Genomic DNA, 16,368 nt, shown 5'->3' on the forward strand with positions numbered 1-16,368 from the left:
GACGCGGAGTCTGGCCAAAATGTCAACTGGCATGCCGTGCTCAGTCCCGCAGCGAACGCCAGGCCAGCCAGCGGTAGAGCGAGGGCTGGGCAAGCAGACTCTGGCAAATCTTTTGCTTTTTATCGACAGGGCGACACGGCGCGTCATGGTCGTGCGATTGCTGCTTGGCATTTCCCATTTCCAGTCCATCGCTCAGTCCCGCCTCCATGCCCGACCTCCTCAGCCACACGCTTTTCGCCAATCACCCTGAAGTGCTCTGGCTGGCCGTCATTGGAGCGCTCTGCATCGGCATGGCCAAGGCGGGATTGGCAGGCACAGGGCTGGTGAGCGTGCTGCTTTTCGCCCAGGCGTTCGGGGCCAAGGCCTCCACCGGAGTGGTGCTGCCCATGCTCATCGCTGCGGATCTCATGGGCTACTACCTGCTGCGGGGCAGCGGAAAGTGGCGGCAGATCATCCCGCTGGTCCCTCCCGCCATCGTTGGGGTGGTCATCGGCTGGTGGCTCCTGGACCTGCTGGACAACGCCACCGCCCGCCTGGCCATCGGCTGGCTCATCATTGCGCTGCTGGCAGTGAAACTGGTGCTGGACTGGAAGCGAGATCAGCTGGCGGAGTTGCACAAGCACCCCGTTTTCACCGCCATCTTGGGAATTGCCGCCGGCGTCGCCACCATGCTGGCCAACGCTGCCGGACCCGTCATGACTGTTTACCTGCTGGCCCAGCGGTTTGAGAAAAGCGAGTACTTGGGCATTTTCAGCCGCTTCTTCCTTTTTATCAATCTGGTCAAGGTGCCCTTCAGTGCCCAAATCGGTCTGATCACCGGCCCCACCCTGCTCACCAATCTCTGCCTGCTGCCTGCGGTATTCCTCGGAGCCGTCATCGGCTGGCGCATTGTGAAGGTGCTGCCGCAAAAGATCTTCGAGTGGGTAATGTTCGTCTTTGCCCTGGTGGCAGCCATCCGGCTGGTGCTGGCGTAATCCCTCTAGGGGAGACAGGGCGAGCGCCCGCCTCCCCCCCGACGTCCATTGCGCATCCCGCTTGACGATTTGCGTTGCCCCGCAAAAAGGGCTCACGTTCCAGTCTTGTAAGCCCGGCAAACCAAGTCCAAAATAACTTCAGGTTCGCTATTTCCCCCTGCCCACCATGTCTTCCCGCAACGCTCCCGTTTCAGAGCCTGTCCTGCCCGCCGCCCAGCCGCCGGAGGAACACACCGGCATCCACGTCGGCAGCCCATCTCATGCTGCGGCCGGTCTGCCCGCCGTGCTCTCCTCTTTGAACCACGTCTTCGGCCAGGCCGGGGTAGTGCGCGGGACTGAGGCATTGCTCAAGCTGAACCAGAAAAACGGCTTCGACTGCCCGAGCTGCGCCTGGCCGGATCCTGACAACCACCGTGCTGCCACGGAGTTCTGCGAAAACGGTGCCAAGGCCATTGCGGCCGAGGCCACCACTCGCAAGGCCACGCGTGACTTCTTTGCCAGCCATAGCATCACCGAGCTGGCGGCAGAGTCCGACTACTGGCTGGAGCAGCAGGGGCGCCTGGTGGAGCCCATGCTCCTGGAGGCAGGCGGCACCCACTACCAACCCGTCAGCTGGGATCGGGCTTTCCAAATCATCTCCACAGAGCTGAACCAGCTCCCCTCCCCGGACGACGGCATCTTCTACACCAGCGGTCGCGCCAGCAATGAAGCTGCCTTCCTGTACCAGTTGTTCGTCCGCCAGTTTGGCACGAACAACCTGCCGGACTGCTCCAACATGTGCCATGAATCCAGCGGCTGCGCCCTAAAGGCGACGGTGGGTGTGGGCAAGGGGACGGTACGTCTGGACGACTTTGATCTGGCAGACACCATTCTCGTGGTGGGACAGAATCCCGGCACCAACCACCCGCGCATGCTCAGCACCCTCCAAAGTGCGGTGCGGAAGGGGGCCAAGGTTGTCGCCGTGAACCCGCTCATCGAACCCGGCCTGCTGGGCTTCAAACACCCCCAGGAAGTCAGCGGCATGATGGGCCTCTCGACCAAGCTCACCACTCAATACCTGCAGGTGAAGGTGAACGGCGACATGGCCCTCTTTCGCGGCATCGCCAAGGCGCTCCTGGCTCTGGAAGAAGCCTCGCCCGGCAAAGTCCTGGATGACGCCTTCCTCCGGCAGCACACCACTGGCTTTGCCGAGTACGCCACCCTGGTGCGCCAGACCTCGTGGTCGGAGATCGTCGATGGCAGCGGCATGGCGCAGGAGGAGATCGAAAACCTCGCCCTTCAGATGGCGGGCGGAGAGAAGCGTGTGATCACCTGCTGGGCCATGGGCCTCACCCAGCATCGCAACGCCGTCGCCACCATCCAGGAGGTCACGCATGTGCACCTCATGCTGGGAGCACTGGGCCGGCCCGGGGCAGGACTGTGCCCCGTGCGCGGCCACAGCAACGTACAGGGGGATCGCACCATGGGCATCTTCGAGAAGATGCCGGACTCGTTCCTGGACAAGCTGGGGCAGGTGTTTTCCTTTAACCCGCCCCGGCATCACGGGTACGACGTGGTCCTGGCCATCAAGGCCATGCACGAGAGCCCGGGCAAGGTCTTCATCGGTCTGGGGGGGAACTTCCTCTCTGCCACGCCAGACACGGAATTCACCGCCACCGCCCTCAGGAACTGCAACCTCACCGCGCACGTTTCCACCAAGCTCAACCGCAGCCACCTCATCACAGGCAGGCGCGCCCTCATCCTGCCCTGCCTGGGCCGGTCAGAGATGGACTACCAGAGCGGCATGCCCCAGTTCGTCACCGTGGAGGATTCCATGAGCGTGGTCCACATGAGCCAGGGGAATCTGCGCCCCGCTGGCGATCAACTCCTCAGTGAGACCATGATCGTCGCCCGCATCGCCGAGGCCACCCTTGCCAAGCAAACCACCGTGCCCTGGGCACAGCTCGCTTCCAACTACGATCTCATCCGCGACAAGATCGAGGCCGTCATTCCTGGGTTCGAGAACTTTAACGAGCGTGTCCGCCGCCCCGGTGGCTTCTACCTGCCCAACGGTGCTCGTGAGCGCAACTTCGACACCCCGGCCCGCAAGGCCACCTTCATCGCCAATGCCCTGCAGTCCGTGCAGCCCGAGCCCGGCCAATTCCTCCTCCAGACGCTTCGCAGCCACGACCAGTTCAACACCACCGTGTACGGTTTGCATGACCGCTACCGCGGCATCAGCAACGAACGCCGCATCATCTTCCTGAACCCGGAGGATCTGCGCGGTCTCGGCGTGCAGCCCCTGCGTCCGGTGGATATCACCAGCCACTGGCAGGGGCAGACCCGCCTGGCGCGCAACTTTCTCGCCATCCCCTATGACATGCCACGGGGCAGCGCTGCGGCTTATTTCCCGGAAGCCAACGTCCTGGTGCCCGTGGACAGCACTGCAGAGCAGAGCAACACGCCCACATCCAAGTCGGTGATCATCACCATCGCCCCCGCTGCTTCCGCATGATGAAGTGGGGCATCGGCGCTCTGGTGCTCGGGGCTCTCACAGGGTATCAGACCTACCGGGCCCCGGTCTCCCACGCCCCCGGGGTGCTTGCCGGCAATGCACCCGAGCAAGTCACCCTCGCCAAAGAGGCGCTTCCCATTCAGAATCAGGGTTGGACCCTGAAGCCCCTCGCCTGGTTTAACCTCCAGGCCAGGGTCCTCTCCAAGGAACACTACGCTGGAGATTTCCCCTCCCCTCTCGCCCCCTATGATCTCGCCCTAGGCTGGGGACCCATGTCAGACACAGCCGTATTGGAGAAGCTCGATGTCTCCCAGAGCAACCGCTGCTACCACTGGCGCTACTGGGGCACCAGCCCCATCCCAGAGGCGGAGCTCATCCGCCACAGTGCCAACATGCACCTCATCCCTGCCACGCCTGCAGTTGCGGGAGTCATCGCCTCGTTCCGCACAGGCTCAGTAGTGAAACTCACCGGTTACCTCGTCGAGGCCACCCATCCCCAGGCCAGTCATCCTTGGCGCAGCTCGCTCACAAGGGAAGATACCGGCCAGGGTTCATGCGAGATCGTCTATGTGCAATTCGCAAGGGAGATTGAAGGAAAGTAAGTCAGGCGATGGGCGCAGCAGCCTCCACGACCCACGACAGCCGCCGCCATGAGGCAGAGACTCATCGCCCCCTCCATCCACCACTGCGGCACGCGTCACCTTGACGGAGTCGCGGCAAGGTTGTCGGCAACCTGCTTGGGTACGGCGGTGGGCGACCAGCATCTTGTTGGGCCTTGACGGGCTACCGTCTTGGAAAAGCGGTTTCGTTGCCGTTGCGGAGGTGTGATTAAACCCAACCCCAAGCCGCCGGATTGTTGCAGCGCGGCTGGAGGATCAGTATAACACCAGGGAACCGGTGTGCGGATTGAGTACAAGGGTGCGGAAGTTTGCCGGAAGTACAGCCGGTGCCTTTTCCAAGTCTGTCGCCAGCGCCAGCGTTACGCACCACTTCGGGTCCGAGGTCCCCCTCGGCAGCGTTGTTCCGCCCTCCGGCTTAAACGCAAAAAGCGGAGGTGTCGTGTCTGCATCATCCACTGCCGCAGCCGCAACCAAAGGTGGACGGGTCAGCAGCGTTGACCACAGACTATTCTCAACCATGATGGTGGATCGCTCCAGGAGGTTGCTCTCGCTGAAAGCCTTCCACTTGCCCGTCACCCGGTCCTGCACCATCAGCTGCCACGCTTGATAGTAGCTCACCCCGGTGCCGCCGACCTCCGGGGCTCTCTTCAGAAAGCGGACGCCCACCATCCGGTTCTCCCGAGTGGCAAGTTGTGCAGCAAACGCCAGTTCGTTGGTGAAGCGATTGGCTGATGACGTGAGTTGCTGGGCCGACAACGCCCCTCCAATCGAAAAAGAGGCAAGAGCCACCAGCATCGCCACCAGGGCGATGACCACCATCATTTCAATCAAAGTGAAAGCTGCCTTGTTGGCAGCAGCGCAAGAGAGTTTTTTATTCACGACTGTGACATGAGTTTGGCGGCAGGCATTTGCACCGCCGTGGAGAATATGCGAAAGCCAAGCTTGAGGTTCACAAGCTCTGTCTCGAGTTTTTTGACGTCTGCCTCGTACTTCACCGCAGAGGTGAACACCTCGGTGTTGACCAGCTTCTGGAGCTTCTCGGCCAGCGCGTCAGAGGCGGACACATCAAGCCGGGACCAGTCCCGCTCATCCAAAGCAACAAGGGTCAGCCGAAGCACGGGGGGAAGCTGATGCCGGCTCAGTTTGGAAAGAGCAGAAGACCCCTGCCACTGGTGGCGACGCGTATCATACACATAGTCCGGCGCAGCGCTGACGTCGGCCCCCGTATCGCCGTCAAGGACCGGCCAGACCGGCTGGATGAATACTGCAAGGATGTTCTCGGCCACAGGTTGGGACTCCTGCGCCAAATCCATGCGAAACCATTTGTAGAGATCCGCCTGGGTCTTTTGAGCCTCTATCCATGGGATTCCGCCATCCAGTTGGTAGAGTGACAACTTCTCTGTGGGCTGGCGAAACTCCATGAGGCGAAAGCGCTTCCTCTCCGGCTGCGCCGGGGACGCTACCAGGAAAGGGGGGCGCCGTGGCATGTCGCTTTCATACCTCGCATACCAACCCCAGGCATTGAGCATGTTTTGCAGTCCATAGGGCTCCGTGGCTGAGCCACTCAGGGCTCCGGCTCCCATGTTCTCGCCAAGCGGAGCCTGGAAAAACACGGAATGTCCAGCCGCTGGCAGGCTAGCACCCAGCAGCGTTGTCGCCGGACCGCTTACGAAGTGCAGTTCTGACTGTCGCTCGTACGACACTGGATTATTATTAATGTCCAGCTTGTATCCCCAGTATGAATTGAGCGTCGCCTGGGATAGACGCGATGCCATGGCTTCAAAGACGGCCCTTGCCTCCCGAAACTCCTCGGTGCGAGCCTTTGCCCTGCCCCAGGTAGTCTGAGTGTCAGACAAGACCTGGGTGAGCACCAGCATGAGCACCGCAAGGACAGCGACCGAGACCAGCAGCTCGATAAGGGTAAATGCCCGTAACTTGGGAGACGGATAGCGTGACGCCATGGACATGAAAAGGAAAATGGACTAGTTAGACGCGACAGCTGGGGCGGCGGGAACCTTGTCTGTCTGGGCGAGCAGGGAGTTTGCCTGCTTGCAGGTTTCCGGCCTGGCAAATGCCGCCTCTGGATCAGCGCTGCCGGTGACCTGGATCAGTAGAGATCTGAGACCGGGATTGCTTGAAGCCTGCCCGGGGAGAGGCAGGGCGCTCGCAACCGTGACCCGGGCTGTAAAGATGGTGGATGAGTCCCCATCCTTCACCCGGGTTCCCTGTCCGTCGAAGCTGTAATCACGGGTGGCCCCTTCCTCCTGTTGCTTGATGACTTCACCCCAGTCCCGCATTCTGTAATCTGAGGATACGGATTGGATGATCCTGGCCGCAGCAGTGGTGTTGGAGGCTTCCCGCAAGGTGTCCAGCGAAACTGGAATCAAGCCCACCAGGGCGACAAGTACAGTGGCTGCAATACCGACAGCGATGGTGGTCTCCACCAGAGAGAACCCACGACCACCGGGGGACGAGGAAGGAATGTTGGTTTTCATGGCGCGTGAAAGTTCGTGGAAATACGTTGGATTGCTGGAGTGATGATGAGAGCGGTCAAGTGAACCCCCTCTGTTCGGACACCCTGCATCTCCTGGAGGCCGAAGAGATCAACAGGCGCACCCCTTCCGTTTTTGCGAGTGGGTGCATTCATTTGGTTGCGTGTTCCATGACGATTTTTTGGAGCCGTCCACGCTGACAGAGTGGCCAGCAGGTGGCATGGAGCCACCGGTTTAAATTCTCCTCTTCCATCGCATTCTGTGGAACAACCGGCGTGATCAAGTAGCAGGACTTGGCCGGCTGAAAGCACTGGCTCGCGGTGCAAAGACCGTTAGACAATTCTTCATGCGTCCCCATTAGAACAGGACGCTTTACGCAATGATGTTGATCGAAAACGAACCGCAAGGAAAACAGCGTGCCACATTCGGCATGTTGCCCCTGTCCCTCCTCCACCTTCACCGCCGAGCCAGCTCGAAACCGAGTTGCTACCGCCCCGCAAATTCACACTTTATCCGCCTGTGCTGCCCAGGGGTGTGACCCACTACCTTTTTAAATACCCTGCTGAAGTGCTCCAGGTGCTCGTAGCCACAGCGTTCTGCAATCGCCACCATCGTCAGGTCGGTGGTTTCCAACAAGAACTGCGCCTTGCGGCATTGCACGATGCGGATCTGTGTCAGCAGCGTGCGCCCCAGGGCCGCCTTGAATTTTGTCTCAAGTTGACGCCTGGCAAGTGGCACCCTGCTTGCAAGTTCCGCGACGCGGAGTCCTTGGCACGCCTCCCGCTCGATGATTTTCAGCGCCAGTGATACATGCGAATCGTCGGCGACATGGACGTCGGTGCTGCCGCGGAAGGCTATGCCCAGCGGGGCAAGAGCGGTGACACCTGATTTCTTCACCTGGTCGCCAGCCATCAATTGCTCAAGAGCACGGGCGGCCAGAAAGCCGGCACCTTCGCCATTCAAGATCAAGCTGGAGAGTGGCGGCGTGGTCATTTTCGTCAGCGTAACGTCATTGTCCACACCCAAGACCGCCACATCATCCGGCACCCGCAATCCCCCTCGCAAACACGCGTTCAACACTTGCAACCCCATGGCATCATCACCAGCCCATACCGCCAGGGGGCGCGGTTGCTTCCGAAGCCAGTCATGAATCATCTGAACCGCCCGGTCCGCATACAAATCATCCGGGTGCAGGAGCAGCCGACGACAGATGTCCCCACGCTCGCATAGCAAGCGATCAAAATGCCGCAGGCGATCCAGTGACCACTGCTGCAGCGAGTCGCCTATGAAGGCGTGATGACGATGCCCTCTCTCATCAAAACAGCCAAGCGCCAGGCGCGCGGCCAGGACGGGATCTTGGACGAATGTAGGGAAATACGGATTCTCCAAAGCACCACTGACATTCACGACGGGCAAGCCCGTCCGCTTAAGCGCCACCTCCACTTCCAGGGAGTCCACTCGGGCGATCACCCCATCCCCAGTCCAGGCATTCAAGCACTCTGGCGGTAACTCAAACCGACGCCGCCTCACCAGGTGGAGAGACCAGGGCTTCGAGCTTTCCCGCTGGTGCCGCGCGATACCCTCCAGAAGATCCCGTGCATAGGACCCCGTGTCGTCCATGAGAATGGCAACATGCTTGTGCCCCGCTGCATTTGCTGGCACACCCCGGACTGGAGGGGAGGGATCGGAAGATTGGATCAGGTGCACTTGAGGCGAATAGTTCGACAAGCAGATGTGCGGCTGGCACCCGCTGTTCCAAAAATCTTCAGCTAGTGGCGACTTTTACCGCACGCAGAAGCACCTCTGGCGGAAGCAATGGGTGCCAGCCACTCCCTTTTCCAGTGGTTCGCATACCCACGCACCAGGCCAAAAAAGCACCCGGCCCTTCGGCCGGATGCTGCGCTGGACACTGCTCCAAGGGAACGAAACAGACTGACTGTCACGCAAACAGCTCACTCACCACCTTGCCCCTGTCGCCTACCGTGAAAGGTCGCCCGGAAGGAGACATCACCACTTCACTCACGGGAAGCCCCATGGCCGCGCCGATCGTGGCAATGAAGTCCTGGACCGTGACTTGTTTATCCGCCACTTCCCGGCCATCTTTGTCGGACGCACCGTGCACATAGCCAGCCTTCACCCCGCCACCCGCAAAGACGGTGGAGAACACTTTCGGGTAGTGATCGCGCCCATTGTTTTCGTTGATGTCAGGGGTGCGCCCAAACTCACTTCCCAACACCACCATGGTGGAGTCGAGCAGACCCGTGCGTTGGAGGTCAGTGAGCAGAGCTGAGAATGCGGTATCCATCCCTTTGCCGGTGCGCTCCATGGCACCGTCAACCTGCGTGTGCATGTCCCAGCCACCAGCCGTGACTTCCACAAACCGCACCCCGCTCTGAACTAGCCGGCGGGCCAGCAAGCAGCCCTGACCGAAGCCATTCCCGTACATCTGGCGGGTTGCGGCATCCTCCTTTGTCAAATCAAAGGCCTCCAGATCTTTGCTGGTCAACAGGTTGATGGTTTCATCATAAAATTCCGTGTAAGCACGCACCTCCGGGCTGCGAAACTTGTCGCGGAACGCGGTGTCAAACTCGTTCACAAGTGACAGACGCTTCTTGAACATGTCTTCGCCAACCGTTGGCTTGGCATATTGCAAACCATCCTGCGGGCTGCTGATGGGAACTGGAGCGAGCGCCGTTGGGAAGAAGCCCGCGTTTGCAGAACCCGCACCAATGGTCACACTGGAAGGGAGCGAAGGGTGGGAGCGACCTTTGAAGTGCTGCGCCCATGAGCCAAGTGTCGGGTGCAGGATGGTGCCACGACGGTCGTAACCCGTGTGCATCATGTAATTGCCCTCCTGGTGCGCGCCGGTTTTGGACGTCATGGAGCGCACAATGCTCAACTTGTCAGCCATTTTCGACATTTTCGTCATGTAACCCCCAAGCTGGATACCTGAGACGTTCGTGCCAATCGGGTCTTTATACCCTTTGGTCACGCCCGTTTTGGGATCGAATGTGTCGATGTGGCTCATGCCACCCGCCATGTAAAGGTAGATCACGGCTTTGGCCTTGCCGCCCGTGCCGGCGGGCGCAGGCTCCGCAGCAGCAAAGGATTTGTCCAGCCCGGAAAGAACACTGACACCCAGCGCTGCCTGGGCCGTGCGAAGCATAAACTCACGGCGCGAGCCGGGATCGAGTTTGAGATATTGATTCTTCATGTTGGAATTCGATGGTTACAGTTTTAATGCACAAAGAGGTGTACCCTTGAAGCCCCCCTTCAGGGCTTACTGAATGAAGCTGAACTCCCGGGTATTGATGAGCGCCCAGATCATGTTGGAATATCCGTCCTCACCATGAGCACTGAGCTGCTTCTTCGCGATGTCCTTCTCACGCAGAGTCGGGCGACGGTTGAGTATGCTCAAGAACATTGCTTCCACCTTGTCAGCGGGAGAGCTCACTTTCTCCATGTTTCGGAAGATCAATGAGTCCTTGCTCGTCAACATGGCCTGGGTCGGCCCGTTCATCATCATCAACACTTGAGGAACGCTTCCCTCTTTTGCACCACCATCGATCAACATCCTGTCAGACTGTCCAAAGTCCCGCAGGAAATGGCCATCAGGGGCAGGCTGCTCCAGCTCAGAGGCACGCATGAGTTTCATTTTGCCATAGCGGAGCACCTTGCCTTCCATCATGGAGTCATCACTGCCGGCCATGGCCAGCCCACCTGTCATCACGTTGGCATTCAGTTTCTTGCTGATGTCCCGCACTGCGTTCGCCTTCAGCAAAACCGTTTTTACGTCCACCGTGGCCAGATTCATGTCCAAAGAGCGCCCATAAAGGTCGGCCCCCTGGTTTTTCACACTGTCAGGGCTGCCCATCACCAGGGTCATGTAGGAGTCCCAGGCCTGTTCCGCACTCATGCGACGCAGCACCGGGCCCTGAAAGTAATAGGGTTCACCCATTGCCAGTGCGGTGGTGGTTGCCTCTCTCTGATAGGTCTTGGTGTTGTAGAGGATCCGCAAAAACTCCTTGAGGTTGAATTTCACGCGAACCATCTCGTTGCTGAGATGCAGCAACAGCTCAGGATTGTAGGCCTCTTCAGGGTGGTCCATGCTGCGCACGCTCGGGGTGAGCGCCAGACCAAAGGCGTGTGCCCACATGCGGTTGGCTATCGTCATCGAGAACCGCGGGTTTGCCGGGTGTGTCATCCACCTGGCAAAACTTTCCCTCAGGTTCTCCGTGTTCGCGGCACCGTCATCTTTCCTGCCCTTTCTTCCCCCTGAGTTCACCACATCGTAAGAAGGGTTCTTTTTGTCCTTCTCACTCCACATGATGAGCTTGGGCGCCACCGGCTCGTTCGGCTTTCCATCTTTATACTTGTAGTCATGAGGCAGGCGGATCCGGTTCTCCGGCACGTCTTTGATCACCACCTTGTTTGCCCCCATGACATCACGGACAATCTCCCCGTGAATCTTGGGGTCCAGTCCGTTGCTCTGCATGATGCGGTCGGCCTCTTCGGCGAGATGCTTGGTGGGATCTCCGTTGGGAAAGTCCCGGTTGCCCATGTAAGTGCTCGTCGCACCGAAAAAGGAGGCCATTTCATAGAACTGCCGCTGCGTCCAGTTTGCAAAGGGATGATCATGACACTGCGCACAGGCGACGTCCGTGCCGAGGAACACCGTCAGAGTGACGGCCAGATTGTCCAGGCGCATGCCCGAATCACGCAGCAAGTAGCCAGTTGCGCCATTGTTCCAGGCCTTGCCGTCTGCCGTGATCATGTCGTACACCATCTTGTCCCACGTGGTGTTCGCCTTGATCTGGTCCTTCATCCACTGGATATAGGGCGTACCGGTCACGTAGTCTGCCGTCTCAAGCCCTTCCTTGATGCGAAGCATCTCGGCAAAATAGTTGTACAGGTGGCTGGCGTATCCATCCGATGCCAGGAGGGTGTCAATCAACTTGGCACGCTTTTCTGCCGAGGCATCCTTCAAAAAGGCCGTGGCCTCATCGAAGTTCGGGATGCGACCGGCAATATCCAGATACACACGACGGACAAACTGTTCGTCCGTCATCAGCGGGTTTGGCGGCACTGCCACATGGGGCTTGGGCTTGACTCCGGACTTCTGGTCTTCCAAAGCTTTCTTCCTTGCCTGCTCCGCCAGCTTGATATTCCCCTTCTGAAGCCCTATCTCCACCAGTTGGTCAATTTTCGCCGCTGCCTGCGCCACAGACGCATTGGTTGGGACAGACAACAGTGCATTCGCATTCTCTGCCGGCGTCAGCGTCCTGGCAGCTTCCTGGTCTGCGGGTGAGAGTCTCGCAAGAGGCAGCGGAAATACCGTGCCATTGGCCAGCTGGATATAGACGGTGTCTCCGTCCAGCTTTACAAAGGCGGCCTCAACTTTGCGCCCCTGGCTGTCCGTCCATACGCGGGCGGCCGCAGCCTGGGCCGTCATTACCCCGAACATGGCCATGCCAAGTCCGAGAAGCAGGTGTTTCATCTTCATGTTTCAAGTGCAGGTTCGATGCTATTACGATGCACAAACTTCGTGCAGTGCAGCCACCCTTGAACGCGCCCCCCGCGTTATCATTAGACATCTTGTTGCAAAATCATCACTCCATGTTCACACGCCAATACTTTGCGGTTCATGTAACTACTTAAACACCGCCCCGGCACGTGAACATGCAAAAATCCCCCGCCCGAAACCAGGCGGGGACATTTCAAACCTCCTCTTGGAGCGGGGTGCCCCGTCAGGGCGCAAACGTTGTTTTCGAGATCACCCGGAAGCGGTACAGGTCATCCAATGACCCGTCCTGGGAAGGGGTGTCAAAGAAGTCAGGCAGGCTGTCTTCATTGGGGTCGAGGTAGCGCTCAAGGACCACGGACCCCCGCTGTTCGGCAGAAATGGCATCCCGGGCCTCATCCCACACTACCGCTGCGCTCGACCGGGATTTCTTCAAGACCTGAACCCGGTAATGCACAGTGAAGACATTCGACTTGGTGGTGAGCAGCGGATAGAGCTGGTTGTAGGGGGACTCACGCACATTTTCGCCGGTGAGTTCGAGCCCGTCTTTTTGTGAGCCCAGATCACCGTTCCACCACCTGATCATGGATTCATAGGAAGGTGACGAGTTGGGCACACCGGAAAAGTAGCGGCGCCTGGGCAGGGGGCTTGGCACCAGAAATATGCTGCAGATCTCAGAGGCACTTCGGAAGACGTCCCCCTGGTTGAAACGACGGTGCAGTCCTTTGACAGTCTCCTGGGCATTGACCCCATACACGGTTTCATACTTCAACCAATAGTCCGTGGACTTATAGCACTCCGTCTTGTTGTCGGGAGTTACGGAACGCGTTGTCGCATTGGCAGCCCATGCTACAGAATGGGGGAGTGCGGTGACTCTGACGCTGCGCAACGCCGCATGAATGCCCGTATCCCGCTGTATGTAGGAGAAGGGCATGATCTGGGAATTGAGATTGATCTTCCCCGCAGTCGAGAACGGCTCGCTGATCGCATAAGGTTCCACCACGGGAACCCAAAAATGATCGAGCAGCAGGTGATCAAAGGGAGGCTGAAAGCCCCAGTGATCTTGCGCATTCGGTTCCGCATCTGCGGGAGTGGATCTGGAAGCGGGATTGGGGCAGAAAAGCAACGTCTGCCACGGTGCACTGCTGGTACCGCTGGTGGGATTGGGGTGGACACCCGTAGGCAGTGAACCAAAGGCCACTGCGGAACAGATCTGGCGGTTCGGCGAAAAGGTCCTCCCCGTCGTCTCACCTGGGATCCCGAGCCGCGCAAAGTACCCCGCTCCCGCTGCGGCCGTGTTCTTGGTTATACCATTGTCATCTGGTTTGTTGATATAGGGGCCGTCTTCGATGCGCCCGACACCTGTGTCCCAATCCCCCGGGTTCCCCCCCGCATTATAGGCCCCGTCCAGACGCCTGGGGCCGGCCGGCTGGCAGTCCTGCCAGTAACTTACATCTCGCAGCAGCCCGTAGGATTTTGTCACCTGCCCTCCAGGCGTGAACTCATACCCTGCTATCTGCCAGATGCTCTGCCGACCTGTTTGGGAATTGTTGAGATACCCCACCCCATTGCTGCGGCCGTAGTGACCAGCCCAGGTGGATCCTCCGTGACGAAGACCATGCGCCTCCTCCTTGGCGGGATTTTGGTAGTCAAAATGAGGGGCGTAACAAGTCGCAGGAATGTCACGCAAAGCACACAAGAGCCGGAAATCTCCTCCAGTGTCACCCTTTGGATCAACGGCAACAGATCGGACCGTGTCACCAAAGACAATCAAATATTCAAACGGCCCCCCTCCCGTGGTGAAGCGGCGTTGTAAATCCATGTACGCTTTGGCATTGCCCCATGTGTTGTTGGATGGCATGGAGTTAGTGCCAAGCCGCACCTTAGGAACAGGCCAGGCGCCAGTCGAATTGGGAAAGTCCATGGCGGCCGATTGCACCAAAGTTGATTCGTCCAATGCTCCGGGGGCCCCTGCTCCGAGGTGCATCTCGATCGTGATCGGACCACCAGTAAAGGTGAAAGAATCTGCTGTGGACACGTCCATTTCCAGACTCACAAAGGGAAAAGATGTCGATTCATCCGCCCCTGTTCCCCCGGGAACCATCGTCTTCGCTGCGCCGTCCTTGTAAAACTGGTTGTTCAGAAAGGTGTATGCCGTGGTCTGCCCGCGATCGCCTGTCACGCTGGAAGTCGTCCACACACGGTTGACCGCATCCGCGGGAAACCCGAGATTCTGGCCGTTCACTTTCCATTGCTCCAACCCCTTGATACGGAAGCGGACATTGGGAGTGAATGGCGGTGTGCCTACGACAGGGGTAAAGGGCTGGAGCACCAGGAAGGCTCGCATACGATTTGTCTTGTCCGCCTGATTCAGCGGAGCGACGACGTCCACCGGAGAGCCATCGGTCTTGAGCTCCACGTCCGTGGCCATAAAGATGATGGAAGCCTCTACAATAGAGGGATACCTGCCGAAGGCCTTGAGCTTTTTCCCAAAACCCTCAGCGGCTGTCCCCTCAGCCACAACCGGGACCGCGGAAGCCTCCGCAGTTGCACTCGAACCAGCCCCAGTATAGACACCGGGGGGCAGATAGTGATAAACCGGCGGCTCGAAGGCGTTGTTTCCATTTACCCCCCAGCGAACCAGGTCAAACATCTGCAACAGGATCTGATTGCGGTTCAATGAACCGTATTTGGTATCGAAGGTCTCAATTCCAAACCCAGGCACAGGTGCCCTCGTCAGCTTCTGCAGATAGCCAAAGATTTTTTGGTTTTCTTCAAGCTGAAAATCTTGCGTTGGGCCCTGCGAAGACCCCTGGGCGGCATTGCTCTGCCAGGTCGAGACCCTTTGAAAGCCCCCCAGTTGTTTGCCGTAAGTGGAGCAATACGCGATGAGCTTGTCCTTGGCAGTACGCTTGGACTTATCCACTTGCAACGGCCATAGCGACACGCGGGGACGGTTGTACAGATTCACTTCAGGCGCCCGGCTGTGGGCGGTCATGAAGAAGCGCCCCATCTCAAGATCTGTCGCATCCAATGCTCCTCCAGCGGCATTGGGCCTGCGCTGGCCCCCAGCAAACGCGGAACCATAAAACATCTCATCCAAGGAAGCGAAAAGGCGCTCCCTCTTCAGGGGAATTCCGGCGTCAGACGGCACAATCGTGCCTCCCATGGACCCCTGACCCGCATCTCCGAGCTGCACACGTGGCAGCAAGCTATAGATCCCCCTCAGCCAGTCTTGGTAGGAAGTCTTGTTGGATACGGTCCCATCAATCTGCACCTCGGGGAACTGATAGGCGTACTTGGGATCAAAGGCCTGGAGCACCGGACTGAGGCTCACCATGGCCGGATGGCCCGGAAACCGCTGGAACTCATTCTGGGCTGGTGGGAAGTAGGCAAAATTCCGGTCAGACCAACTGGTGGAGCGCGGCATGTTCCATCCCGTACCTTCGCTGGCCGTGTTGATGTTTATTTTGCAGCTTTCGTCATCCGTCCAGAACGCTATGCGGCCCACTACGGGGTTGCTGGACGTCACCTCCGCGCTGTTAAAGGTGGCACTCCCCCCGGTACCGCCGGACGGTGCCACAACCCTGCCGTCCTGCAGGACATAGAGCCACCGGACAGGCATGGGAAACGGATGATCCGCAGTCGCAGCGGGAGCGCCCCCAACGGAGACACCAAATCCTTCCAACTTCTCAGACTCCGCCGCCGCCGCCTTCAGCGCCCTGGCATCCAATACGGGAAAGACGCGGTGAATGTTGCCACCTGGATCCAAGCGCGTCACCGGTTCATTGATGTCCGTAAAATGCGCCGGATCACCCTGCCATGTAGCCAACGACGCAACCTCACCAGCAGCGCTGAAGGTTGCCCCATCTTCCGACATCTTGTCTGACGAATACAACCTCCATGCGCTATGGAGCTTGGACCTGCCCGCCACCGCACCAGCCTCTGTACCAAACACACGAATCATCCCAGGCTGGGAACTCCATGTTTTTGAGATTCCCAAGTTGGAAGTGGCCCCCCTGATCTGGGCCATGACAATGCTGACCGGCATATCCGTCAACTGGCGAGCCTGTGCCACCTGGCTGATGGCAGCAGAAGATCTCGCCTCTGATGAGCCCATCGAAAGCAACGCCAGCACCAAGCCCATAAGCAACGCAACAATTGCCAGCACCATCACCAGAGCCATGCCAGCACGGCGATGGACCCACTTGATTCGGGAGGGGCTTTCAGATGTCTCTCTCATGGGAAGTTGCTCTTTAAATTGGGA

General features: G+C 58.9%; 10 protein-coding genes. 3 read left to right on the plus strand and 7 right to left on the minus strand.

Features of this window, described 5'->3' with window-relative positions; genetic code table 11:
* Nucleotides 1-206: 206 nt before the first annotated feature.
* The 3 genes from VSP_RS27190 (at nt 207) to VSP_RS27200 (ending at nt 4,070) form a co-directional block, all read left to right on the plus strand.
* Entirely contained in the window at nt 207-974 is a 768-nt protein-coding gene (locus VSP_RS27190; protein ID WP_009964713.1) for a sulfite exporter TauE/SafE family protein, read from the plus strand.
* 166 nt (nt 975-1,140) lie between these two features.
* On the plus strand, nt 1,141-3,468 hold the full coding sequence (locus VSP_RS27195) for an FdhF/YdeP family oxidoreductase (protein WP_009964714.1): 2,328 nt from the start codon (nt 1,141-1,143) through the stop codon (nt 3,466-3,468).
* Nucleotides 3,465-4,070 (plus strand): hypothetical protein, encoded by a 606-nt coding sequence (locus tag VSP_RS27200; protein ID WP_029190801.1) that lies wholly within the window; start codon nt 3,465-3,467, stop codon nt 4,068-4,070. Before VSP_RS27195 ends, VSP_RS27200 begins: the two co-directional genes overlap by 4 nt.
* A 273-nt stretch (nt 4,071-4,343) precedes the next feature.
* Here VSP_RS27200 and vccD read toward each other — a convergent pair whose 3' ends face one another.
* The 7 genes from vccD to vccA all read right to left on the minus strand — a co-directional run bounded on the left by vccD (nt 4,344) and on the right by vccA (nt 16,344).
* A complete protein-coding gene (gene vccD / locus VSP_RS27205; protein WP_172682516.1) occupies nt 4,344-4,967 on the minus strand; it encodes a Verru_Chthon cassette protein D in 624 nt (207 codons plus the stop codon).
* The gene (gene vccC, locus VSP_RS27210; protein ID WP_009964717.1) at nt 4,964-6,055 is read right to left on the minus strand and encodes a Verru_Chthon cassette protein C; all 1,092 of its coding nucleotides are present in this window, start codon (nt 6,053-6,055) and stop codon (nt 4,964-4,966) included. Before vccC ends, vccD begins: the two co-directional genes overlap by 4 nt.
* Before the next feature lie 15 nt (nt 6,056-6,070).
* Nucleotides 6,071-6,583 carry a Verru_Chthon cassette protein B gene (gene vccB / locus VSP_RS27215; protein ID WP_009964718.1) on the minus strand — a complete coding sequence of 171 codons (513 nt, stop codon included), beginning with the start codon at nt 6,581-6,583 and terminating at the stop codon, nt 6,071-6,073.
* Nucleotides 6,584-7,066: 483 nt separating this feature from the next.
* On the minus strand, nt 7,067-8,200 hold the full coding sequence (locus tag VSP_RS27220) for a substrate-binding domain-containing protein (RefSeq protein WP_009964719.1): 1,134 nt from the start codon (nt 8,198-8,200) through the stop codon (nt 7,067-7,069).
* A gap of 319 nt (nt 8,201-8,519) precedes the next feature.
* Nucleotides 8,520-9,794 (minus strand): DUF1501 domain-containing protein, encoded by a 1,275-nt coding sequence (locus VSP_RS27225; protein WP_009964720.1) that lies wholly within the window; start codon nt 9,792-9,794, stop codon nt 8,520-8,522.
* A gap of 66 nt (nt 9,795-9,860) precedes the next feature.
* A complete protein-coding gene (locus VSP_RS37670; RefSeq protein ID WP_232289512.1) occupies nt 9,861-12,077 on the minus strand; it encodes a DUF1549 domain-containing protein in 2,217 nt (738 codons plus the stop codon).
* 250 nt (nt 12,078-12,327) lie between these two features.
* Nucleotides 12,328-16,344: a Verru_Chthon cassette protein A gene (gene vccA / locus VSP_RS27235; protein ID WP_081452753.1), complete on the minus strand. Its 4,017-nt coding sequence runs from the start codon at nt 16,342-16,344 to the stop codon at nt 12,328-12,330.
* Between the last annotated feature and the right edge of the window lie 24 nt (nt 16,345-16,368).

Origin of the sequence: Verrucomicrobium spinosum DSM 4136 = JCM 18804 (assembly GCF_000172155.1) — a bacterium.
Taxonomy (GTDB): domain Bacteria; phylum Verrucomicrobiota; class Verrucomicrobiia; order Verrucomicrobiales; family Verrucomicrobiaceae; genus Verrucomicrobium; species Verrucomicrobium spinosum.